Origin of the sequence: Brachybacterium sp. FME24 (assembly GCF_014897705.1) — a bacterium.
Taxonomy (GTDB): domain Bacteria; phylum Actinomycetota; class Actinomycetes; order Actinomycetales; family Dermabacteraceae; genus Brachybacterium.
Genome location: NZ_JABUXV010000023.1, coordinates 38,981 through 60,352, shown reverse-complemented (window position 1 = coordinate 60,352; position 21,372 = coordinate 38,981). Strand labels below are relative to the sequence as shown.

The window sequence follows — 21,372 nt, the reverse complement described above, 5'->3', positions numbered from 1 at the left end:
GCCACCATCGGGAGCGGGGCATCATGTGCGCTCGCGAGTCACCGCGGCCAGATGGCACGCACGATCCGCACCGCGTCCTCGACGTCGACACCGGTCTGCAACGACGCGTCGACCAGGCCCCGAGCGTGGTCGAGGACGGGGCCGGGAGTGCTGCTCGCAGTGGCGCTCACCCGCGTGCCGCCCCCGATCCGAGTTTCCACGAGCCCTTCCTGCTCCAGGGCTCGATAGGCCTTGGCCGCGGTTCCGGGTGCGATGGCGAGGTCCTTGGCGAGCTGTCGGACCGAGGGCAGAGGCTCCCCGGCGGCGAGTTGGCCGGTCGCGATGAGGCCGCGGATCTGGTCGCGGATCTGCTCCACGGGAGATGCGCTCCCGGTCAGTGCGATGCGTCGGTCCACGCTGCCCTCTCCGCCGTCGTGCGGTGTCGGGCCGAGCCGGCGAGGGTCGCCAGCAGCACGAGGAGCCACAGGAGCCAGCCGGCGACGTCCGTCGCATTGCCGAGGAAACGCAGGGCCGTCTCGAGGGCGGAGAACGGGGTGATGGCCCAGAACCAGGTGCCGTCGCCCGCCGTCATGCCGCCTTCGAGCGCGGCCGTGTTCGCCAGGAAGCGAAGGACTCCGGAGAGGTGGAGGAGAAGGGCGCCGACGGCGACGGTGAGGACGTCGCGGGTACGACGGCGGCGGATGCTCGTATCGACCTTGCGGTCGCGGTCCCACGGAGGGCGGGAGATCAGGACCGTGGTCGCGGCGGAAGTCGCGAGCAGTACCGCGAGGAGCACGAGGCACGGCACCGAGAAGAACCACCCGTAGATCGTGCTGCCCACCGCCGTGGTCCCGACGTCGACGACGTACATCGTGCGGCGTCCCTGGTCATCGAGGGTGGAGGCCATGCCCGCCGCGATGGCCAAGCCCAGTGCGGCGGCGGCCGAGGCGGCCAGCGCGAGCGCCCACGGGCGCGCCACGAATCCGAACGCCGTCCGACGGGAGAGGTCGGCTGTTCCGGAGCCGTCCCGCTCAGGCATCGGCAGTGCGAGGAGCGCCGTGGCCACGATCCCTGCCACCAACGGCGCAGCGAGACCGGTGAGTGTCAGGCCGTGCCAATCGGCGAGAAAACTTCGGGGCAGATGAGGGATGACGCCGGGGAGGGAGAGCACGGGCAGGAGCAGAAGCAGGGCGAGAGCCGAGCCGACCCCGGTGACCAGCCACCGACGGACCGAGGCCGGCAGAGTGAGCGGGGTGGCACGGCGGTGCCGGAGGAGGGCGACGACGGTGGCGAGCAGGAGGGCCACCAGCGGTGGCCAGTACGCCATCGTCAGCGTGAGGAGTGTCAGAGTCATCAGCGACCTCGAATCGTGTCACGGGAGTGACACACTTTGTATCATGGTCCTGGTACAGCTGTCTCGTCGGAATCGATAATGCGGCTCTCGAGCACGCGTGGTCGAAGAATTCCGGGAGGCGCTGGCACACCCCGGCCGGGGCTCCTCGGGCGCGCCCTTCTCCTCGCCGGTCCCCTGGTGTGCGCTGCGGGCCATCGGGCTGTCGATCCGGATGATCGTGGCCCGTGCTGTTGCCGCCATGAACGGCGGTGGGGCGCGCTCCGGTGGCGGTCAGTCGGCGGCAGTGAGTGTGGTGGACTCGCGCAGCAGCACGTCGCCGCGCACGTGCACCTCGGTCGGTTGATCGGCGGTCGACCGGGCGCTGTCACCGTGCCCGGTGTCAGAGCCCTCGGTATCGGGGCGGGAGCCCTCGGCGGGCAGATCGAGCACCCACTCGACCGCGCGGCGCGCCATGTCGTGCAGCGGCAGGGCGACCGTGGTGAGGGACGGATTGGAGTCCTCCGCGTCGGGCACTCCGCCGAATCCGGCGACGGACACCTGGCTGGGCACGTCGATGCCCCGACGGCGCAGTTCGCCCAGCGCCCCGAGGGCCATGACGTCGGCCGGGGCGAACAGGCACAGGGGGGAGTCGTCGGCCGTCGTCGCCGAGGCGAGGTGCTCCTGGATCTGTGCGGCGGCGAGGTGCCCCCCATCGCGGGTGAGCCCGGCGTCGATGCTCAGCTCCGGCTCGATGCCGGCCTCGGTGAGTGCGGCGATGAAGCCGCCGGTGCGGTCCGCGGCCGACGGGATCCCGGAGATGCCCTGGACCACCGCGAAGCGGCGATGGCCCCCGACGACCAGCGCGGTGGCGAGCTCATGCGCGGCCGCCGCGTTGTCGGGCACGATCGTGCGGCCGACGCCGAGGGACTGCCCCATGCCGACCACCCGGCCGCCGTTGCGGGCGAAGCCGCCCAGCAGCGCGCTGATCGAGGCGTCGGAATCAGTGCCGTACCGGTGCGAGCCCACCAGCACGAGCGCGTCGACCTGCTGGGCGATGAGGGAGCGCAGCGCGCGCACCTCCGTGTCGATCTCGCGGTCGGTCTGCGTGAGCAGCACCTGGGCCTGCGAGGCGAACACCTGCTGCTGGACCTCGCGGGCGATGGTCGCGAAGTACGGATCGGCGATGTCGTGGACCACGAGACCGATCAGGCCGGAGCGGGAGCGGGCGAGGGCCTGGGCCTGGGCATTGGGCACATAGCCGAGCCTCAGCGCGGCGGCCTCCACCTTCTCGGCGACGGCCTTGCCGGGCACGCGAGCGGACCCGTTGAGCACGCGCGATGCGGTGGCCAGGGAGACCCCGGCATCCTGGGCGACGTCGCTGAGACGTACTGCGGCCATCGGGGCTCCTCATGCTGGGGGACTGTGGTCGCGACGGGAGCGGGGAAACGCTGTCCCGACCCCCACCAGCATAACGAGGCCGCGGTGCCCCGGCCGGGCTTTCCGCCCATCCCACGGCGTGAGCTTTCTTCCTCTCGCGCCTCGGACACTGCTCAGGCGAAGACGCCCACCACCATCACCAGGGGAAGGGAGACGAGGGACGCGATGGAGGTGACCATCGTCAAGGTCTTCAGGGTGCCCTGAGTGGTCAGGCCGATCAGCGACTTGAACATCCAGAAGAAGTTGCTGTTCACCTGGAGGGCGAACATGGCGCCCGAGGCGACGGCGAGGCCGATGACGATCGGGGAGACGTCGATCGACCCGAGGACCGGGGCGATGATCCCGGCTGCGGCGATGGAAGCCACCGACACCGATCCGATCGCCAGGTGCAGCACGGCGGCGATCGCCCAGGCGAGCAGGATGCTGAGGATCACCGGCGCCCCGGCGTCGGCGGTGAAGAGGCTCGCGAGGATCGTGTCCAGGCCCGTCTCCGCAATGACGGCGCCCAGCGAGCCGCCGATGCCCGTGATGAGCAGGATCTCGCCGGTGGTGTGGAAGCCCGTGCCCATGGCCCGGTGCGTCCCCTCGGACCCCAGGGCCCGGCGGGCCAGCAGATATGCACCGATCAGGCCGACGAACAGGGCGAAGTTGGCGTCGCCGATGAAGGCGATCGCGTCGTGGGTGACCCCGAACAGCTCGGCGAAGGCTCCGCCGGCGATCATCACCAGCGGGACGAGGATCGGCAGCAGGCAGACCAGCAGCGGGGGCGTAGGCCGCTTCTCGGCCGGTGCGTCGGCCCCCGCAGGGTCCTGCGTCGTGTCGGCCGATTCGACGACAGCCTCCTCGGCCGCTTCGTCGAGGGCAGGTTTCCAGAACCCTCCGCGCAGCAGCAGGCGGAAGAGCAGGGTTGTCACGATCGCGGTCACCGGCCCGAGGATGATCCCGTAGAGGATCCAGGTGCCCAGTGGAATCCCCATCAGCCCGGCGATGGAGACCGCAGCCAGGCCCGGGACGACGAAGACGTAGCCGGCGAAGATCCCGGTGCCCAGGGCCCCGGCCATGAGCGGCAGGCCCCGCGGCCCGATCAGCGGACCTGCCGATCGCACCACCGGGGAGGCCAGCACGACCTGCACATCCACATAGATCGAGGGGAACACCGTGGACATCGCGGCCGTGAGCGCGTAGGGCAGCCGGCGGCCGCCGACGCCGTTGACCAGCAGCGTCACCATCTTCTGGAAGGCGCCCATCTCGTGGAGGAGGGAGCCGATGAGGACCCCGAACCCGATGAGCAGGCCGACCTCGGCCATGATGTCGCCGAAGCCGGTGGTGATCGCGCCGATGGTGCCGCTGAAGCCCACGCCCGTGGCAAGGCCGAGATAGAGCGAGCCGATGATCAGGGAGATCACCGGGTCGACCTTCGCCTTGATGATGAGGCCGACGATCCCGATGATGGCGATCACCGTGTGGAGGATGACCACGAAATGCTCCTGTCCCTGCGGGGAGCGCCGGGACGGCAGTGCCTCGACGCAATAACCGGGACAGTCTGCGGCACCGGCCGGGCCGGGCGTCGCACCTGCGTGTCGCAGCCGCGGTGACTGCTGGGTGCTAGGCGGAGATGTCGAGTCGTGCGGGATCGACCGGGTAGCGCGCGCTCTCCCCGGTCGCGAGGCGGCGGACCTCTTCGAGGGCATGCTCGCCCATGCGGCGCAGCTCATTGCCCTGAGAGCCGGCGAGGTGCGGGGTGATCGACACGTTCGGCAGGCCCCAGATCGGGTCGTCGTCGGCCAGATCGTCGTGCACATCGAGCACGGCGGTCAGGCGCCCGGAGACCAGTTCCTCGCGCAGCGCGTCCAGATCCACGAGTGCCGGGCGGGCGGTGTTGACGAAGGTGGTGCCCTCGCGCATCAGGGCCAGCAGGTGCCGGCTGACCATGCCGCGGGTGGAGGGGACGTCCGGCGCGTGCAAGCTCACCACGTCGCTGCGGGCGTACAGCTGCTCGGGCTCCACCTTCGTCGCGCCCAGGGCGGCGATCTGCTCCGCACTCGCATACGGGTCGGTGACCAGGGCCTCCACGTCGAAGGGGCGCAGGTGCTCGGCCACCAGGGCGCCGATCCGTGACGCTCCGATGAGACCGACGACGGCGCCGTAGTTGCCGATCTCCGCCTCGGCGGCGGCCCCGGGGTGCACCTCGCGATCGGCGCGGTACCGGGCCTCCCGGACCAGGCTGCGCTTGCCGGCCAGCAGGATGTGGGCGAGGGCGAACTCCGCGACCGGCACGGCGTTCGCCTCGGTCGCTGAGGTCACCACGATGTTCCCGCGCTTCCAGACGGCGTCGGAGACCACGAAGCGCACCGTGCCGGCGGCGTGTACGATCGCCCGCAGTCGCGGCAGGCGCGCGAGGGTCTCGGCGTCGATCAGCGGAGACCCCCAGCCGGTGATCAGCACCTCCACTTCCCGCAGCTCCTCATCGAGCAGAACGGTGAGGTCGGGGACAGCGCGATCGGGGTCGATCTCGGCCAGGCCCCGCAGGCGCTCGCGCTGGGTGGGATCGAACATGCGAGAAGGCAGTCCCTCGGGTATCGCGAGCAGAGCCTTCATCGGGCGGCCTCCTGCCCGGCGAGGATCAGGGCGCGCAGGGTCTCCGCCTCGCGGGGCAGCGCCGCAGGATCGTCGTCCGGCACGAATTCGAGCAGAGCGTCCCGGTCCGAGCCCTCTGCTGCGAGTGCGCCGAACACCTCGCGCCACAGATCCTCGCGCTCGGCCAATGGGTGGCGCCGATGGTTCGGCCACCAGGAGAAGACGTGGATCGTCGACGTGCGCGGCAGGACCTGGCGCAGCGTGTCGACCGCCTCGGCGGCAGGCATGTCCTGATGGGGCTGCCAGTAACTGAGCACGCTGTCGCGGCCCACCTCCTCGAGCAAGCGCAGGGTCGAGCCGATCTCGTCGGTCAGCGTGCCGCCGTGGAACTCGAGGCCGACCTCGATGCCGTGCTCGGCCGCGCGGTCGGCGAACGACTGGATCCGGCCGACGATCCGGGCGCGCGGCTGCTCGGTGACGTCGGCGGAGGCGGTGCGCGCAGCCCACACCCGGATCCGGGGCGCTGCCAGGACGCGAGCCGAGTTGAGCGCGGCCTCGCTCTGGACGCCGAAATCCTCGTCGGAGCCCTCGAAGGTCAGGTAGGAGCCGTAGGAGGCGACGGCAAGGCCCGCCCGCTCGGTGAGCTCACGGGCTCGGGTTGCCGCGACGGTGTCACCGGGCGGCACGTGGGCGTCGCCAGCCCATTCGATGCACTCGAGGCCCGCATCGGCGGCGAGCGCGACGACACGGCTGACGTCGAGCCCTCTGAAGGTGACGGAGCAGAGTCCGGGACGGATCATCGTGGTCCTTCCGATCTCATACAGTTGGAAAGCGATTGCCCGCAGATTATCCTAGGAAATCGCGTGGGTGCGGTGCACTGTAGGGGAGTATCTGGCGTCGGCGGCGGGCCCCGCGAAGCCGGTAGCCGGCGAGCTCGTCCAGTCACCCGAACACGTCGAGGAGTCCCGTGATGCCCGCCGAGACCGCTCGGCCGAACGTCCTGTTGCTGGTCACCGACGACCAGGGGTCCTGGGCGCTCCGCACCCGCACCCCGGAGCTCCACACCCCGACCCTGGACCGGCTCCAACGCGAAGGCACCACGCTCCCGCAGTTCTACTGCGCTTCACCGGTTTGCTCCCCGGCGCGGGCGAGCATGATGACCGGCCGCATGCCGTCGGCCCACGGGATCCACGACTGGATCCTGCCCGAGGCCCTTGCCCGCACTGCGTCGCCGCGCCGACCGCTGGATCCGGACTTCCTCGCCGATCTGCCCGGGGCCGACACGATCGCCGCAATGCTCTCCCGTGACGGCTACCGCTGCGGGATGGTCGGCAAGTGGCATGTCGGCTCCTCCGACGCTCCCGCTCCCGGCTTCGACTACTGGTACGCCCATCAGCTCGGCGGTGGCTCCTACTACGGCGCCCCGATCTGGGAACAGGACCCCGCGACCGGGGTGCCCGCAGTTCCCGCGCAGTCCGGGTCCGAGCCCCGCTACCTCACCGACGCCCTCACGGAGCGGGGCCTCGACTTCCTCGGGCGCGGACCCTCTGGCGGAGATGAGCGTCCCTTCTTCCTGCAGGTCAACTGGACGGCCCCACACGATCCCTGGCTCGGCCAGGAGCATCCTGGCGAGCTGCGCGACCTCTACCGTGACACCGACTTCCCTTCGATCCCGCAACTGCCCGACCATCCCTGGTTCGTGCGCGAGAACTTCGCCGGACCCCTCGCGAACCGGCATGAGGCACTTGCCGGCTACGGCGCAGCCGTCAGCGGCGTGGATCGCAGTGTGGCCCAGCTTCTTGCCCATCTCGAGCAGACCGGCGAGCTCGCCCGCACCGTTGTTCTGTTCACCTCGGACAACGGATTCTCCTGCGGTCACCACGGGGTCTGGGGCAAGGGCAACGCGACTTGGCCGCTGAACTTCTGGGAGCCATCCATCACGGTCCCGTTCATCGCCCGCTGGCCAGGGGTCATCCCTGCCGGTCACGTTGATCAGCGGCCCACGTCGGCCACCAGCCTCTACGAGACCCTCGCCGAGCTCACCGGTGCCATGCCCGCCCCGGATCCGTTGCGGGCGGGACGCTCATTCGCACCTCGACTGCTGGGCGCCGACCTGCCCACGGAGGCCGACGACCGGATCGTCATCCACGACGAATACGGCGCCGCCCGCATGATCCGCACCGATGGCTGGAAGCTGGTCCTGCGCCGCGAGGGTCCGGTGGAGCTCTACGACCTCGAGGCAGATCCTCTCGAAGACAGCGACCGCTCGGGTGACCCTGCCAGCGCCGCTCGCCGCCGCGATCTTACCGACGCCATGACCTCCTGGTTCGCCGACCATGAGGTTGCAGCCCTCAGTGGCTGGAGCACCGGGACCGACGGCGCCGGCCAGTCGACGCCGCCCCGAATCATTCCCGGGAGCGGGCGGTGATGACGTCGAGGCCCGGCCGCGATGACCGGGCCGGAGGAGTCAGGCGGCCCCGGCGTTGCGTGCCGCCGGCTCCTCGCGCCAGAACGCCTCACGCATGATCAGTGCGTAATTCACGGTCTTCTCCTGACGCTCGGGGACGCTGGGGCTGCGCGGCCACGGGGGTGGAGCGTTGGTGCGCTGCCCCGTGGCCGAACTCTTCCCGCCAGCCGTGCGCTACAGCCAGCCGACCGCGCTCAGCGCGAGCATCCAGCCGGAGAGGGTGACGAAGGACAGGACGGTGGAGAGCATCATCGTCGAGGCGCCGAACTCGCCCTCGCCGTACTGCTCCCCGAGCGCCGCCGCCATCGACATCGACGGCAGGGCGCAGGTGAGGATCGCCGCGACGCGCAGCGCGGGGTCCAGCGACGGCAGCCCCAGCAGCGGGAGCACGAGCACGACTGCCACCGCGACCGTCGGCATGACCAGCAGCTTGGCGACGACCGCCGCGGCCAGGTCCGCACGCTGGCCGTGCAGGGACATCCCCACCAGCATGCCGCCGATGGAGAAGAGGGCGACGGCCGAGGAGGAGCCGGCGACCAGCTCCAGCGCCGTGTCGACGATCCCGGGGATCCCGACCCCGAGGGCGGTGAGGGCGAGCGCGGCGGCGATGGCGATGACCATGGGGTGGGTGACCACGCCGCGCACCGTGCCGACCAGGCGAGGGCCCCAGCTCGTCTCGCGTCCCGCCGCGGCCTCGAACAGCGCGATCGCCAGGGGGATGATCAGGATGTTGTCGACCATCATGTCCATCCCGACCGCCAGCCCGGCCACCTCGGGGATCAGGAGCAGGAAGATCGGGAAGCCGACGAAGCCGTTGTTGGTGCCGCTGACCGCGAGCGAGAGTGTCGCGGCACGCACCGGCCCGACCCGTCGTGTGCGATTCCAGAGGCGCGCGAGCCCCACCATGACGAGGGCGGCGATCGCGTAGGTGAGCAGGTAGGTGGGGTTGAGGATCTCCCCCGGAGAGCGGCCCACCACGTTCACGAACACGAGCGCCGGCAGGGCCACCTTCACGACGAAGGTCGACAGCACCCGCATGTCGGCGCGGCGGAGGATCCCGATGCGGGTGACGCCGTAGCCGAGGGCCACGATCAGGAAGATCGGAACGATCGCCGACAGGATGCCGAGCATCTGCCCTCTTCTCTGAGCTGCTGGGAATGTCCCGGCAGGCTACGGAGGCGAGGGCCCGGCCGCACCTGGATGCCGACGGTTGCGGGCGCGGGCGAGGGCGCCGGTGAAGACCGGCGCCGAGGTCGCTGCCGGCGCCGACGTCGTTGCCGGCGCCGCCGGCGAGGGTCAGTCGCGGCGCAGCAGCGTGCCCATCGGGACGAAGTCGGCGAACTCGGCGTCCAGCGCCGGCTTCTGCGACTGCGAGGTCCCGTCGCCAGCATCGTCGGCCGATTCCGACTCCTGGACCTGCGGGGTGGTCGCGGCCCCGGAGCGCAGCAGGAGCGAGAGCTCCATCGCGGCGCGTCGCACGCGTACCGCGAGCGGCTGCTCATCGGCCTGGCCCTCGGTATCGGCGCCGAAATCGGCCGACGCCGCGAACACGACGGTCGGCACGACCTCCGCCTTCAGGTACCCGAACATGGGGCGGATCGCGTAGTCGATCGCGAGGGAGTGGCGCGCGGTGCCCGCGGTCGCCCCCAGCAGCACCGGCTTGTTCTTCCAGACCTCGATGTCGATCGCGTCGAAGAAGGTCTTGAACAGCCCTGAGGGACCGACGTTGAACACCGGGGTGACGGCGATGACCGCATCGGCCGCACGGACCTGCTCGACCACCATGGAGAGGCGCTCGTTCGGGAAGCGGGTGAGCAGGGCGTCGGTGATGTCGTGGGCGTACTCGCGCAGCTCCACGGTGGTCACCTCGACCTCGACGTCATCTCGGTCGAGGGCGGTGGACGCGGCGCGGGAGAGCTGGTCGGTGAGCATGCGCGTGGAGCTGGGCGTGGACAGTCCGGCGGACAGCGCGACGAGGCGAACGGTGTCGGTCATGAGGCGATCCTTTCGGGGAGCGGGGAGCGGGGAGCGGGGAGCGGGGAGCGGGGGGCGGGGAGCGGGGGCGGCGGCAGGTCGTGTCGAGAAATGTGGCCGGAGGACCGATGTCGGGTCGCGCATCGGTCCTCCGGCCAGCAAAACTCGCTGCGGGCTGCGGGCTGCGGGCTGTGGGCTGTGGGCTGTGGGCTGCGGGCTGCGGGCTGCGGGCTGCGGGCTGTGGGCTGCGGGCTGCGGGCTGCGGGCTGCGGGCTGCGGGCTGCGATGGGGCCGGGGCTGCGGCCGGCGCTGCGCTGGCCGGCTGGGTCAGCGGCTGCGCCTGTCGGGCCCTCGCCACCGGCTCAGCGGCGGGAGTCCTCGGCGCGCAGGCCGGTCCAGTTGTCGCCGGTCTCGAACTTGTAGGCGTCGTCGAAGGAGCCGCGCTCGGTCTCGGCTGCGGCCACGCGGGCGGCGTGGGTGGGCGCCTCGGGGACGTCGGACGGCTTGCGGGCCTCGAGCTCGCGGCGCAGCACCGGGACCACCTCGGTGCCCAGCAGCTCGATCTGCTCCAGCACGGTCTTCTGCGGAAGGCCGGCGTGGTCCATGAGGAACATCTGGCGCTGGTAGTCGCCGACGTTGTCCGCCATGGTCAGGTAGCGCTCGACGACCTGCTCCGGAGAGCCGACGGTGAGCGGCGTGGCCGCGGTGAAGTCCTCCATCGAGGGGCCGCCGCCGTAGACCGGGGCGTTGTCGAAGTAGGGGCGGAACTCGGTGATCGCGTCCTGGGAGTTCTTGCGCATGAAGGCCTGGCCGCCGAGACCCACGTAGGCCTGGTGGGCCTTGCCGTGGCCATAGTGCTCGAAGCGCTCGCGGTACAGCTGGACCATCTGCGCGGTGTGGCTCATCGGCCAGAAGATGTTGTTGTGCAGGAACCCGTCGCCGTAATAGGCAGCCTGCTCGGCGATCTGCGGGGAGCGGATCGAGCCGTGCCACACGAAGGGGGCGACGCCGTCCAGCGGGCGCGGAGTAGAGGTGAACTGCTGCAGCGGGGTGCGGAACTGGCCCTCCCAGTCCACGACGTCCTCGGTCCACAGCCGGCGCAGCAGGTCGTAGTTCTCGATGGCGATCTCGACGCCCTTGCGGATGTCCTGTCCGAACCAGGGGTAGACGGGGCCGGTGTTGCCGCGGCCCATCACGAGGTCCACGCGGCCGCCGGTGAGGTGCTGCAGCATCGCGTAGTCCTCGGCGATCTTCACCGGGTCGTTGGTGGTGATCAGCGTGGTCGCGGTGGACAGGATGAGGTCCGTGGTCTTCGCGCCGATGTAGGCCAGCGTGGTGGTGGGGGAGGAGGTCACGAAGGGCGGGTTGTGGTGCTCGCCCAGGGCGAAGACGTCCAGGCCCACCTGCTCGGCGAGCGTGGCCTGCTCGACCATGGACGACAGGCGCTCGTTCTCGGTGGGGATCCTGCCGGTGACGGGGTCCGGCGTGATGTCGGCGATGGTGAAGATTCCGAACTGCATGGTGGCTCCTCGCGGGGTCTCGGTAGTTAGTTCAAAAATAAACTACTTTGCGCGAAAGGGCAAGCTCCTCGGTCGCCCGTCCCGGTGACGCTCGCCTCGCCTGCCTCGCCGATGGCAGGATGGTGTCTTATGACACTCGCGAGCATCGAAGCCCTGTTGGACGCGTCCCGGCTTGCCGGGCTGGAGACCACCGAAGGGGGCAGGATCCTCGCCAAGGTGTCGTCCCCGAACGCGAAGGGCACGGCGTACCGCAGCGCGCTGGTGGAGCTCGAGGGTGAGCGGATCGTGCCGCTGACCCGCGGAGAGGCCTCCATCGGGGCTGTCGCCGCCGCCGAGGACGGCACCACCTTCTTCACCGCCAAGCGGGTCGGGGAGGACGGGGAGGAGGCCGACGACGCCCAGCTGTGGGCACTGCCCACCCGCGGCGAAGCACGTGAGCTCGCCGCACGGCCGGGGGGATTCGGGGCACTGCACCTGGCCGGCGGCCATCTCGTGGCAGAGCTCGAGGTCCATTCCCAGGCGGCCGACGAGACCGAGCACGCCCGGCTGTCGAAGCAGCGGGGCGAGGCGAAGGTGACTGCCGCCCTCCATGCCGACTTCCCCACCCGGTACTGGGACCAGGACCTCGGTCCCACCCGCTCAGTTCTCGCGATGTCCGCGCTGCCCGAGGACCTCCCCTGGGCGGAGGCGACCGAGGTGCCCAGCAGGGGCGGGGACCATGGCGCGGCGGCGAGCGCCACGACGTCCGCGCTCGGCGGTGCAGATGCGGCCTCCGGTCCGGGAGCGCCGGGCTCCTCGGACGCTCACGACGACGCCGCGCGCAAGCAGGTGCTGCACTTCCGCCATGTGGCGATGCCGCCGGGGCGCCTGGGTGACTGGACCGTCGACCGCGCAGGCAGCCGTGCCCTGGTCGCCATGGCCGATTCGCGCGGTGAGCTGCTCGGCGTCTCCGATCTCTACCTGCTGGATCTGGTCGGGGCCCAGCCTCCCCGGCTGCTGCGGGAGGGCACTGCGCAGATCGAGCACGAGCCAGGAGAGTTCAGCCCGGACGGGACCCGGGCGCTGATCGGGCGCTCCCGGACCTGGACCCAGGAGGCGAGCCTGTCCAGCACCATCGAGCTCCTCGACCTGACCACCGGCACGTCCACGCCGGTATGGCCCGAGCTGGACCATTGGGTCGACCCGGTGTGGCTCGACGAGAACACGCTGGTCGCCACCAGCGACGACCATGGTCGCGGATCCGTGTGGATCGGCGGGCTCGAGGACGCAGCGCCGCAGCGATTGACAGGCGGCCCCGGGCAGGAGCTCGCCTTCACGTCGGCCGCGATCGCCGGCGGAGCGGTCATCGCGTCGGCTTCCGGCATCGCCGTGGCCCCGCACCCCGTGCGCATCGATCCTGCCACCGGCGTGGTCAGCGAACTGCCGAATCCGGCCGACGCCGTCCCCCAGGAGGGGGCGCTCACCGAGGTCACCGCGGCCGCCGAGGACGGCACCGACCTGCGGGCCTGGCTGCGCCTGCCCGAGGGCGACGGGCCGCACCCGCTGGTCGTATTCGCCCACGGCGGCCCCTGGGGCTCCTGGAACGCGTGGACCTACCGCTGGAATCCCGGCCCCTTCGTGGCGGCCGGCTACGCGGTGCTGCTGCCGGACCCGGCGATCTCCACCGGCTACGGCCAGGCGATGATCGATCGCGGCCAGCACGAGCTCGGCGGCGCCCCGTTCACCGACATCATCGCGCTGACCGACGTCACCGTGGCCCGGGACGACATCGACGCCGACCGCACCGCCTTCGCCGGCGGCTCCTATGGCGGCTACATGGCCAACTGGGTGGCCGGGCACACCGGTGACCGCTTCCGCTGCCTCATCACCCACGCCTCCCTGTGGGACACGGACACGATGGGTCACACCACCGACAACGCCGGCTGGGAGCGGTCGATGCGGGAGCAGAACGCGCTGTACAACCCGAAGGACTTCGTGGGGGACATCGTGGCGCCGATGCTCGTCATCCACGGCGACAAGGATTACCGCGTGCCGATCGCCCAGGGTCAGGCGCTCTGGTACGACCTGCACGAGTTCTCTGCGACCCCGCGCGACGCCGAGGGCCGCACTCGCCACCGCTACCTGTACTTCCCCGACGAGGGCCACTGGATCCAGGGCCGCGGCAACGCGCAGGTCTGGTACGAGACGTTCCTCGGCTTCCTCGATACGCACGTGCGCGGCGAGGCCTGGGAGCGCCCCGCCACGCTCGGCTGAGCTGGGCGCCCGGCCGGGGTGCCCGCGCCTCTGTGCGCGCCGCGCCGGCTGGCCTCCGACTCTTCGGGCCCGCGGTCAGCCGGCGGGCGCTGCCTGTCCAGCGGCATCGACGATGCTGCCGGATCGGTCACGACCAGGAGTCCATGAGGGCGGCCGCCAGCGAGGGCGCCTGATGCATGACGCCGAGATGGCTGGAGTCGATATCGGTGATGGTGAAGCGGTTCTGCGGGGCGGCCCGATCGGCCTCGGCGATCATGCGGTCCTGGAGGGCGGGGGTCACGATGCGGTCGGCGGTGAGCCGAATGTAGGTGCGCGGAACAGCTCCCCAGGTGTCCGGGGTGATCTGGGCGTTGTCGAGACTGGCTTGGATCGACTCGTCCGGTTGCTGGACCGTGGCGATCGTGGCGAGGAACTGCTCCTCGGTGGCATCCGCCATGAGCTGCTCCCTGGTCGCATCGAGAAAGGCCCGGTCGCTGGTGCGCCAGTTGTAGCGGGTCGTGCCGTCGGGGACCTGTCCGAGGTCCTCGTCGCTCAGCGAGGGAGCGGACGGGGCCGCCGCGCCGTCGCGAGCGTCCTCGGTGCCCAGGTACGCCAGCGGTGATTCGAGCTCGGTGCAGCAGAAGGCCGAGACGTAGGTGATCCCTGCCAGGAGGGAGGGGGTCTCGTTGGCCACTCGGGTCACGGAGCTGCCGCCCAGGCTGTGCCCGACGAGGACGACCGGCCCGTGCTCGGCGGCCTTCTCGACCGCGGCGCCGACGTGCTCGGCGTAGTCATCCATGGTGAGTCCGTCGACGCCCGAGGGTGAGGATGCGAAGTCCTGGAGGTCCTGTGGCGCCTGGTACGAGCGACGAAGAGTGGACTTCGTGCCATGGCCGGGCAGATCCAGCGGGACGCTCGCTCGGCCGCGCAGCGCAAGTTCACGCACCACTGGAGTCCAGAAGTTGCCGTTGCTCGCGGAACCATGGACCAGTACGAAGGTTGGGGCAGGGGTGCTGCTCCCTGCGGTGCTCCGGCACCCGCTCACGGTGCTGACCGTTCCGGCCGCCACGGCAGCGGTGATGCCGAGGAGGCCGCGCCGGCCGAAGTGGCGGCCGCGGCGATGAGGGCTGTAGGTGGAGTGCGGGGTTGCAGGTGCCATCCGAGTTCTCCTTGCATCGTGCCGATGTGCGGCTCAGCGTGTCCCAGTGCGCGGTGCGGTGGCGCCGATAGCCGCCGCAGTGTGCATCACGGCCGACTGTTCCTGGCCACCATTCGCCCGACGAGGTCTCTCAGACTGGACGAGAGCGCCAGCGCGTCCGTTGCGGGGTCGGCGGCGAACACCCCGGGCAACGAGTCGATGGTCGCGCGGATCATCACAGCAACCGTGCGGGCATCGATGTCTGCGAACTCCCCGGCCTGCTGGCCCTCGAGGATCATCTGTTCCACGACGGCGATGAGCGCGTCACTGTCAGCGTGGGTGTAGCGCAGGTGCCCGTCGGCGTCGCGAAGATTTCGGAAGATCTCTCCGACGCCGGCCAGGCGTTGCTGGTTGGTCCAGGCGAAGGCGACGCATCCATCCAGGTACGCATCCAGCTTCTCGCGGTGTCCGGGTGAGGACTCCATCGCCGCGACCAGGTCGGGGGCGGCCTTGGCGTAGACCTCCACCACCGCGGCCTCCAGCAGTTCCTGCTTCGATCCGAAGTGGTACAGCACGACACTCTTGGACACGTCCGCCCGCCGCGCCACTTCCGCGATCGAGGTCCCGGCGAAACCGAGCTCGGCCAAGGCCGCCAGGGCGCACTCGATGAACTGGCTGCGCCGGGCACGCTCGAGGAATGTCAGTGTCTGACTCTCTGGATCACGTTTAGACCGCACGGTCGGAAAATACTCCGATTGGTCGGCATCCCGCAAGGGGGCGCGGGGAATCGTCCCGAAGGGGTCTGTGCGTGCTCAGAACGACGGGATCAGGGTGGCGCTGTGCCCGTCCTCGAGGAAGGTGCGCACGGCGTCGCTGGTCATCGCGCGGCGCAGCACCGTGATCTTCGCGGAGTCCTGATTGTCCTCGCGCGCCACCAGGGAGATCGCGAAGCGCTGGTCGACGGTCTCCTCGAGGAGGATCGCGTCAGCCGGCGTGAGGCCCACCTTCGAGATGTACGTGGGGTAGTTGTAGACCAGCGCGATGCCGTCCTCGTCGTACGCGGATGCGAGGTTCAGCAGGTCCACCTGCACGAACTCGAGTTCCAGGGGGTTTGCGACGATATCGCCGACGCGGCCCTCGAAGCCGGTATCCTCGGGCAGCGTGAGCAGCCCCTGCTCGTGGAGGATCGCGAGCGCCCGGCCCTCGTTGGAGACGTCGTTCGGGATCGCGACCTTCGCGCCCTCGGGGATCTCCTCGGCCGTGGAGTACGCCTTGGAGTAGAAGCCGACCTTCGCGTCGTAGATCGCGTCGAGCCTCACGAGGTTCGCCTCGTTCTCCTCGTTGAACTTCTCCATGTACGGCTGGTGCTGGGCGAAGTTCGCGTCGACCTCGCCGTCGGCCAGCAGGCGGTTGTACTGGACGTTGTCGCTGACCTGCACCAGCTCGATCTCGTACCCCTCCTCGGCGGCGACCTCGGCGGCTGTGGTGACCACATCGGTCATCGGCGGCAGATGGGAGGCGACCTTGATGACGTGGTCCCCGTCGGAGCCGCCGGACCCCTCAGCGTCGCTGTCGCTGCCGCCACCGACGCCGCAGGACGCCAGCGCCAGCGCGGCGGCGCCGCTCACGGCGGTGAGGGTGAAGAGTCGTCTGTTCATGGGAGTCACTCGTTCCTGGAGGTGGGGCGTGCCGAGATCAGCGCGCCCGCTTGTCGATGGAGCGGGCGAGCAGGGTGCCCGTTCCCTGGATGAGCATCACGACCACGATCATCAGGGCGATCGTGGTGTACATGAGGTCGTACTCGTACGTCTGATAGCCGTACCGGATCGCGAAGTCGCCCACGCCGCCCCCACCGACCACGCCCATGATCGTCGAGTACGAGACCATCGAGATCGTCACCGTGGTCAGGCTCAGCACCAGGCCGGAGCGCGCCTCGGAGTACAGGAACCGGGTGATCAGCTGGACGGGGTTCGCGCCGAGGGAGCGGGCGAGCTCGACGGTCTGCTCGGGCACGTCCAGCAGCGTCTGCTCGGAGAACCGGGCGTAGAGGGCGGCGGCGACGAACGCGAGCGGCACGGACGCCGCGGTGGTTCCGAAGGAGGTTCCCACCAGCCAGCGGGTGAAGGGGATCAGGGCGACGACGAACAGCAGGAAGGGCACCGAGCGCACCACGTTGACGTAAGTGTTGAGCACGGAGTGCAGCCAGCGACGCTCGTAGGGCCCGCCCGGGCGCGAGAGGTACAGCAGGGTGCCCAGCGGAAGGCCGACGAGGATCGCCGCGAGCACGGAGTTCCCGATCATGTATCCGGTCTCGACGATCGAGGTGATGATCTCGCCGCGGTAGTCGGCAAGACGCGCCAGCAGGTCGTTCATGCGAGGTACTCCCGCGCGCGGTCGGCGTAGGAGCCGGTGCGCTCCCGCGTCGGTGGGGCCACCACGTCGGTGAGCGCGGCGAGGCGGCCCTGCTCGAGCACGGCCGCGCGGTCGCAGGACGACTTGATGACGTCCAGTTCGTGGCTGACCAGCACGATCGTGGTGTGGAACTGGGTGCGCACCTCGTCGAGGGTGGCCATGATCTCCTCGGTGTGCCCAGAGTCCAGGGCCGACGTCGGCTCGTCGCACAGCAGGATCCGGGGCCGATTCGCCAGTGCCCGTGCGATCGCCACGCGCTGCTTCTCGCCGCCGGAGAGCGTGCTGGGGTGCTTGTCGCGGTGGCCGGCCATCTTCACGAACTCGAGCATCTGCATCACGGTGTCCCGCTCGCGACGGCCCTGCAGTCGCAGCGGCATCGCCACATTGTCGAAGACGGTGGAGTTGGCGAGCAGGTTGAACTGCTGGAACACCATCGCGATGCGTCGTCGGCGTTCACGCTGCGCCCGGGCGGGCAGGGCGCTGAGGTCCTCGCCGTCGACGCGGACGGCGCCGGAGGTCGGTGCCTCGAGGTGGTTGATCAGGCGCAGCAGCGTCGACTTGCCGGAGCCGGATTCGCCGACGATCCCGAACATCTCGTTCTCGGCGATGGTGAGGTCGATGTCGTCCAGGGCGGTCACCGTGGACCGGCCCTGCGGAAACGTCTTGGTGACGTGACGGAACTCGATCATCAGCTCTCGAGAGGGTGGGGGAGGCTTGGGTGCCGAGGTCGGAGGGACCGGGGCGCGGCGGCCGGGAAGGATCTGTTCAGCCTACCGAGCACCCAGTTCAGAGAGTTATGGAGTGCATCACGTGAGCTGTGGCCTGTCGCCGTCGGCGTCAGCTCTGAGCGTCGGCCCCCATCAGCTCGACCACGGCTGATCCCCGCCCGGTGAGCAGCTTCGAGACGGGGCAGCGGGCGTGCGCGGCAGCGACCAGAGGCTCGGCCTCGTCGGCCGCCATCTGTTCGATGGTGACCTCGGCGCGAGGCGCGAAGCGGTACCCGCCGGCGGGGTCGCTGTGGAGTTCCACCTCGACGCTGACCCGGCTCCGGTGCGGCAGGCCGCGCTCCGCGAGGACCACGCGCAGCGTCTCCCCGAGGCAGGTGCTCCAGGCCATGGCGAGGAACTGCTCAGGATTGTATCCGCGCGCGGGTGCCATGGGGCCGCCCGTGGGGAGGGTGACCTCGGGCGCCGGCGCGGCACCTGCGGGCAGATCGTCGACCTCCGCCCCCGCAGCGAGCGCGGCCGGACCGTCCTGGATGCGCACCTGCCCAGAGGTGCCACGGATGTTGTCCACGCGGGCGGTGTACAGCGCGGGCTTCCCGTCCGTCGCGGCGGGCGTGGTCGAGGAGTGCGGGCGGGAGGGCGTCATCATAGGGCCAGGCTAGGCCCCGGCCCCGGCCCCGGCCCCGGCCCCGGCCCGTGCATCGTGCGCTCGTGGTGCCGGATGGCGTCACTCCAGCTCGTCGGCCGGAGCGTTCCAGGTGTTGCACACGCTGAGGTCGCCACCGGACTCGAAGCCCTTCTGGATCCACAGGGTGCGGGTCTCCGACGAGAACAGATCGTCTTCCGCGGCAGTCCAGTTCGCGGGATCGACCAGGGCTTCGCTGAGCTCCGGGCCGACCTGGGCATCGCTGGGCATCTGCTCGGTCGCGGCGGCCGTGAGGCACATGCGCTGCAAGCCGTAGAGCCGCGAGGCGTCGTCCTGACGGTCCGGGTCGTCCTCGAGCTGGCCGGTCAGGGCAGCGTAATAGGAGCCCAGAGAGCTGTTCCAGATGACTGCGTAGATGTACTCACCCGACAGGTCCCACATGTAGGCGCCGGGGATCTCGGCGGCGTCCTCGGCGGTCGCGCCGATCCCCGAGCCTTCGGGCCAGTAGAGAACACCATCGAGATTGCACATCCGGGGGTCACCCTCCTCGAATTTCGAGGAGTCGCACGTGGCGCTCGCGGGGGCATCCGGCCAGGTGTACACCGCGATCGACGGCGAGTTCCAGGGGAGGCCGCGGTCGGCGCTCGCGCCGGCCCAGACCTGGTTCAGGCACGTGCTCGTCGCGTCGAGCTGTGCTTGGAGTTCGTCGCTGTCGTGCCCGGCCTGGATCTCCGGAAGGTCGCAGGTGGCGACGTCGGGCAGGGATCCCTGGGTGAGGGGGTTGTCGGCCATGATCGCCCAGAGGTCGTCGGCGTCGCCCGGTGGGATGTCGACCTGCGGGATGACCTCGAAGCCGGCGCCTTCTTCGGTGGCCGGTGCGCTCTCCTCGGGCGGTGTCTCGGAATCCGGCGCGCTGTCGGATTCGCTGGGCTCCTGGCTGGTCGGCTCCGTGGTCGCGACGGCAGTGGGTTCGTCACCTCCGCGGGTGAGGAGGAAGACGGTGAGCCCTCCGCCGATGACCAGCACCAGCGCACCGATGCAGCCCAGCGCGACGGCGATCAGGCCCCAGGGGCGCTTCGGTGACGGCTGCTGACCGCCCGGGCTCCCTGGACCGCCGGGGCCGACGGGACCGCTCGGGCCCCCTGGGCCCGTGGGCGGGGGCTGCTGCTGGTGAGGATATGGGGAGTGCTGCGGGGGAGGGCTGTTGAACTGCCCCTGCGGCGGGGCGCCGGGGCCCGGCCCGCCGTGATGAGGAGGTTCCTGCCGGCCGCCGTGCGATGGCGGGCCGGAGCGGCCATCCTGCGGCGACTGCCCCTGACCGGGATACCCGTTGTGCGGGCCGCCCGCCCCCGGGCCACCCATCCCTGAGCTCGACATGCGCTCCCCCTCTGTCCACAGGCCATTGCCACCGCAGGATATCCGCGCAGGCCGCAGCGGGCAGGGCTGAGAGGCGTCCTGCGCCGACCACCGCCGCGCCGAACGCCTGGCGGAGCGGCGATGCGAGCCGCTGACGTGCCTGTTCGTCGGCCGATGCCTGCGAGGTTCCGATGCGATCACGAGTTGGCGGGCCGGCGGTCGGGCGCCCACCCGCGCCCGAACGACGGCCCAGCCCTTGACATTTACTCGAACGTGCGTTCGACTGTGGGCATGCGATGGAGTGGACAGGAAGTCGGCGCCGAGGAGCGCACGCAGGCCCTCCTCGGCATGTCGGGCCTCGTGCGCAGCGTGCGCACCCCGGAGTTCCAGGGCGTCACGTTCCACGAGGTGACGGCGAAGTCGGCGCTCAACCGGGTGCCGGCGGCGAGTTCGATGCCGTTCGACTGGACGGTCAACCCCTATCGCGGCTGCTCCCACGCCTGCGTGTACTGCTTCGCGCGCAGTACGCATCGCTACCTCGACCTGGATGCCGGTGCGGACTTCGACCAGCAGGTCATCGTCAAGATCAACGTCGCCGAGGTGCTGCGGGCGGAGCTCTCCAAGCGCAGTTGGGGCCGCGAGATGGTCGCCCTCGGCACCAATACCGACCCCTACCAGCGCGCCGAAGGTCGCTACGGACTCATGCCGGGGATCCTCTCCGCGCTCGCCGACAGCGGGACGCCGATCTCGATCCTCACCAAGGGCACGCTGCTGCGCCGCGACCTGCCGCAGCTGCAGCAGGCGGCAGAACGAGTGCCCGTGGATCTCTCCCTGTCCATCGCCGTCTTCGACGACGAGCTGCAGAAGTCCGTCGAGCCAGGGACCCCGACCACCGCCGCGCGCCTGGCGACCGTGCGGGCCGCGGCCGACGCCGGTTTCCGCGTCACCGTGTTCCTCATGCCGATCATGCCGTGGCTGACCGACTCCGACGCCCAGCTCGACGAGGCGCTCGCCCGGATCGCCGAGGCAGGGGCCGCGCACATCGTCTTCGGGGCCCTGCACCTGCGCCCGGGCGCCAAGGAATGGTTCCTCGAGTGGATCGAGCGGGAGCATCCCGAGCTGGTCACCGGATATCGCCGCTTCTACGGGAATGCGTCCTACGCCCCGGCGGCGTATCGCAAGAACCTCGCCCAGCGGATCCGCCCACTGCTGAGGCGGCACGGTCTGGGTTCCGAGGAGGACGAGGATCAGCCTGAGCAGCGTCGCCGCGCGGCAGATGTCGCGGCGCGACGCTCGGCCCCAGCGGCACTGGACCTCATGCCGCAACCTGCGCTGTTCTGAGGCGGGCCGCTGCCGGGCCCCGTAGGAGGCTACGGCGTCCGGACCGGACCACGAAAAACCCCTCACCGTGCAGGAGAACCTGCAGGTGAGGGGCAATTTCTTCGGCGGAGGATAGGGGATTTGAACCCCTGAGGGCGTTAACCCAACACGCGTTCCAGGCGTGCGCCATAGGCCGCTAGGCGAATCCTCCAGCGCTCGTAAGAGCAGGCATCAGCGTACCGGACACCCCGGGGTG

19 protein-coding genes and 1 tRNA gene are annotated in these 21,372 nt (G+C 70.3%); 3 read left to right on the top strand and 17 right to left on the bottom strand.

The window, feature by feature from the left end; genetic code table 11:
- Positions 1-38: 38 nt before the first annotated feature.
- From INT51_RS19750 to INT51_RS19725, 6 genes are all read right to left on the bottom strand, one after another.
- Positions 39-395 carry a GntR family transcriptional regulator gene (locus INT51_RS19750; RefSeq protein ID WP_304502266.1) on the bottom strand — a complete coding sequence of 119 codons (357 nt, stop codon included), beginning with the start codon at positions 393-395 and terminating at the stop codon, positions 39-41.
- Positions 374-1,333 carry a hypothetical protein gene (locus tag INT51_RS19745; protein WP_193107127.1) on the bottom strand — a complete coding sequence of 320 codons (960 nt, stop codon included), beginning with the start codon at positions 1,331-1,333 and terminating at the stop codon, positions 374-376. Before INT51_RS19745 ends, INT51_RS19750 begins: the two co-directional genes overlap by 22 nt.
- Positions 1,334-1,603: 270 nt before the next feature.
- Complete coding sequence (locus INT51_RS19740; protein WP_193107126.1) at positions 1,604-2,710, bottom strand: LacI family DNA-binding transcriptional regulator; 1,107 nt, start codon at positions 2,708-2,710, stop codon at positions 1,604-1,606.
- 152 nt (positions 2,711-2,862) lie between these two features.
- Positions 2,863-4,227 (bottom strand): GntP family permease, encoded by a 1,365-nt coding sequence (locus tag INT51_RS19735; RefSeq protein WP_193107125.1) that lies wholly within the window; start codon positions 4,225-4,227, stop codon positions 2,863-2,865.
- Positions 4,228-4,354: 127 nt separating this feature from the next.
- A complete protein-coding gene (locus INT51_RS19730) occupies positions 4,355-5,347 on the bottom strand; it encodes a hydroxyacid dehydrogenase (protein WP_193107124.1) in 993 nt (330 codons plus the stop codon).
- Positions 5,344-6,126, bottom strand: a complete 783-nt coding sequence (locus INT51_RS19725) for a sugar phosphate isomerase/epimerase (RefSeq protein WP_193107123.1) — start codon at positions 6,124-6,126, stop codon at positions 5,344-5,346. The genes INT51_RS19730 and INT51_RS19725 overlap by 4 nt, the downstream gene beginning before the upstream one ends.
- A 170-nt stretch (positions 6,127-6,296) precedes the next feature.
- Here INT51_RS19725 and INT51_RS19720 point away from each other — a divergent pair, with 170 nt between their 5' ends.
- A complete protein-coding gene (locus INT51_RS19720) occupies positions 6,297-7,754 on the top strand; it encodes a sulfatase-like hydrolase/transferase (protein WP_193107122.1) in 1,458 nt (485 codons plus the stop codon).
- A 213-nt stretch (positions 7,755-7,967) separates the two neighbouring features.
- Here INT51_RS19720 and INT51_RS19715 read toward each other — a convergent pair whose 3' ends face one another.
- From INT51_RS19715 to INT51_RS19705, 3 genes are all read right to left on the bottom strand, one after another.
- Entirely contained in the window at positions 7,968-8,924 is a 957-nt protein-coding gene (locus INT51_RS19715; RefSeq protein WP_193107121.1) for an AEC family transporter, read from the bottom strand.
- Positions 8,925-9,089: 165 nt separating this feature from the next.
- Entirely contained in the window at positions 9,090-9,788 is a 699-nt protein-coding gene (locus INT51_RS19710) for a CE1759 family FMN reductase (RefSeq protein ID WP_193107120.1), read from the bottom strand.
- Positions 9,789-10,129: 341 nt separating this feature from the next.
- Positions 10,130-11,287 carry an LLM class flavin-dependent oxidoreductase gene (locus INT51_RS19705; RefSeq protein ID WP_193107119.1) on the bottom strand — a complete coding sequence of 386 codons (1,158 nt, stop codon included), beginning with the start codon at positions 11,285-11,287 and terminating at the stop codon, positions 10,130-10,132.
- 129 nt (positions 11,288-11,416) lie between these two features.
- On the opposite strand from INT51_RS19705, the gene INT51_RS19700 reads away from it, so the two are divergent.
- On the top strand, positions 11,417-13,540 hold the full coding sequence (locus INT51_RS19700; protein WP_193107118.1) for an alpha/beta fold hydrolase: 2,124 nt from the start codon (positions 11,417-11,419) through the stop codon (positions 13,538-13,540).
- Between the two features lie 127 nt (positions 13,541-13,667).
- Here the strand turns inward: INT51_RS19700 and INT51_RS19695 are convergent, their stop codons facing one another.
- The 7 genes from INT51_RS19695 to INT51_RS19665 form a co-directional block, all read right to left on the bottom strand.
- On the bottom strand, positions 13,668-14,678 hold the full coding sequence (locus tag INT51_RS19695; protein WP_193107117.1) for an alpha/beta hydrolase: 1,011 nt from the start codon (positions 14,676-14,678) through the stop codon (positions 13,668-13,670).
- 86 nt (positions 14,679-14,764) lie between these two features.
- Positions 14,765-15,430 carry a TetR/AcrR family transcriptional regulator gene (locus INT51_RS19690; protein WP_193107116.1) on the bottom strand — a complete coding sequence of 222 codons (666 nt, stop codon included), beginning with the start codon at positions 15,428-15,430 and terminating at the stop codon, positions 14,765-14,767.
- 39 nt (positions 15,431-15,469) lie between these two features.
- Positions 15,470-16,315, bottom strand: a complete 846-nt coding sequence (locus tag INT51_RS19685; protein WP_193107115.1) for a MetQ/NlpA family ABC transporter substrate-binding protein — start codon at positions 16,313-16,315, stop codon at positions 15,470-15,472.
- Positions 16,316-16,352: 37 nt separating this feature from the next.
- Positions 16,353-17,030: a methionine ABC transporter permease gene (locus INT51_RS19680; RefSeq protein ID WP_193107114.1), complete on the bottom strand. Its 678-nt coding sequence runs from the start codon at positions 17,028-17,030 to the stop codon at positions 16,353-16,355.
- Positions 17,027-17,758, bottom strand: a complete 732-nt coding sequence (locus INT51_RS19675) for a methionine ABC transporter ATP-binding protein (protein WP_193107113.1) — start codon at positions 17,756-17,758, stop codon at positions 17,027-17,029. Before INT51_RS19675 ends, INT51_RS19680 begins: the two co-directional genes overlap by 4 nt.
- Before the next feature lie 148 nt (positions 17,759-17,906).
- Positions 17,907-18,443 carry an OsmC family protein gene (locus INT51_RS19670; RefSeq protein WP_193107112.1) on the bottom strand — a complete coding sequence of 179 codons (537 nt, stop codon included), beginning with the start codon at positions 18,441-18,443 and terminating at the stop codon, positions 17,907-17,909.
- 78 nt (positions 18,444-18,521) lie between these two features.
- Entirely contained in the window at positions 18,522-19,817 is a 1,296-nt protein-coding gene (locus INT51_RS19665; protein WP_226985968.1) for a hypothetical protein, read from the bottom strand.
- A 270-nt stretch (positions 19,818-20,087) separates the two neighbouring features.
- Between INT51_RS19665 and INT51_RS19660 the strand changes: the two genes are divergently transcribed.
- Positions 20,088-21,137, top strand: coding sequence for an Rv2578c family radical SAM protein (locus INT51_RS19660; protein WP_193107111.1), 1,050 nt, complete (start codon positions 20,088-20,090; stop codon positions 21,135-21,137).
- 105 nt (positions 21,138-21,242) lie between these two features.
- On the opposite strand, the gene INT51_RS19655 is transcribed toward INT51_RS19660, so the two are convergent.
- Positions 21,243-21,327 (bottom strand) — tRNA-Ser (locus INT51_RS19655).
- Positions 21,328-21,372 lie beyond the last annotated feature (45 nt).

Bases quoted from the DNA above. Each gene is read 5' to 3' on its own strand.
- INT51_RS19695 (WP_193107117.1), bottom strand. From the start codon at position 14,678: ATGGCACCTGCAACCCCGCACTCCACCTACAGCCCTCATCGCCGCGGC.
- INT51_RS19705 (WP_193107119.1), bottom strand. From the start codon at position 11,287: ATGCAGTTCGGAATCTTCACCATCGCCGACATCACGCCGGACCCCGTC.
- INT51_RS19725 (WP_193107123.1), bottom strand. From the start codon at position 6,126: ATGATCCGTCCCGGACTCTGCTCCGTCACCTTCAGAGGGCTCGACGTC.
- INT51_RS19660 (WP_193107111.1), top strand. From the start codon at position 20,088: ATGCGATGGAGTGGACAGGAAGTCGGCGCCGAGGAGCGCACGCAGGCC.
- INT51_RS19675 (WP_193107113.1), bottom strand. From the start codon at position 17,758: ATGATCGAGTTCCGTCACGTCACCAAGACGTTTCCGCAGGGCCGGTCC.
- INT51_RS19700 (WP_193107118.1), top strand. From the start codon at position 11,417: ATGACACTCGCGAGCATCGAAGCCCTGTTGGACGCGTCCCGGCTTGCC.
- INT51_RS19670 (WP_193107112.1), bottom strand. From the start codon at position 18,443: ATGATGACGCCCTCCCGCCCGCACTCCTCGACCACGCCCGCCGCGACG.
- INT51_RS19740 (WP_193107126.1), bottom strand. From the start codon at position 2,710: ATGGCCGCAGTACGTCTCAGCGACGTCGCCCAGGATGCCGGGGTCTCC.
- INT51_RS19720 (WP_193107122.1), top strand. From the start codon at position 6,297: ATGCCCGCCGAGACCGCTCGGCCGAACGTCCTGTTGCTGGTCACCGAC.
- INT51_RS19730 (WP_193107124.1), bottom strand. From the start codon at position 5,347: ATGAAGGCTCTGCTCGCGATACCCGAGGGACTGCCTTCTCGCATGTTC.
- INT51_RS19680 (WP_193107114.1), bottom strand. From the start codon at position 17,030: ATGAACGACCTGCTGGCGCGTCTTGCCGACTACCGCGGCGAGATCATC.
- INT51_RS19715 (WP_193107121.1), bottom strand. From the start codon at position 8,924: ATGCTCGGCATCCTGTCGGCGATCGTTCCGATCTTCCTGATCGTGGCC.
- INT51_RS19710 (WP_193107120.1), bottom strand. From the start codon at position 9,788: ATGACCGACACCGTTCGCCTCGTCGCGCTGTCCGCCGGACTGTCCACG.
- INT51_RS19745 (WP_193107127.1), bottom strand. From the start codon at position 1,333: ATGACTCTGACACTCCTCACGCTGACGATGGCGTACTGGCCACCGCTG.
- INT51_RS19685 (WP_193107115.1), bottom strand. From the start codon at position 16,315: ATGAACAGACGACTCTTCACCCTCACCGCCGTGAGCGGCGCCGCCGCG.
- INT51_RS19665 (WP_226985968.1), bottom strand. From the start codon at position 19,817: ATGTCGAGCTCAGGGATGGGTGGCCCGGGGGCGGGCGGCCCGCACAAC.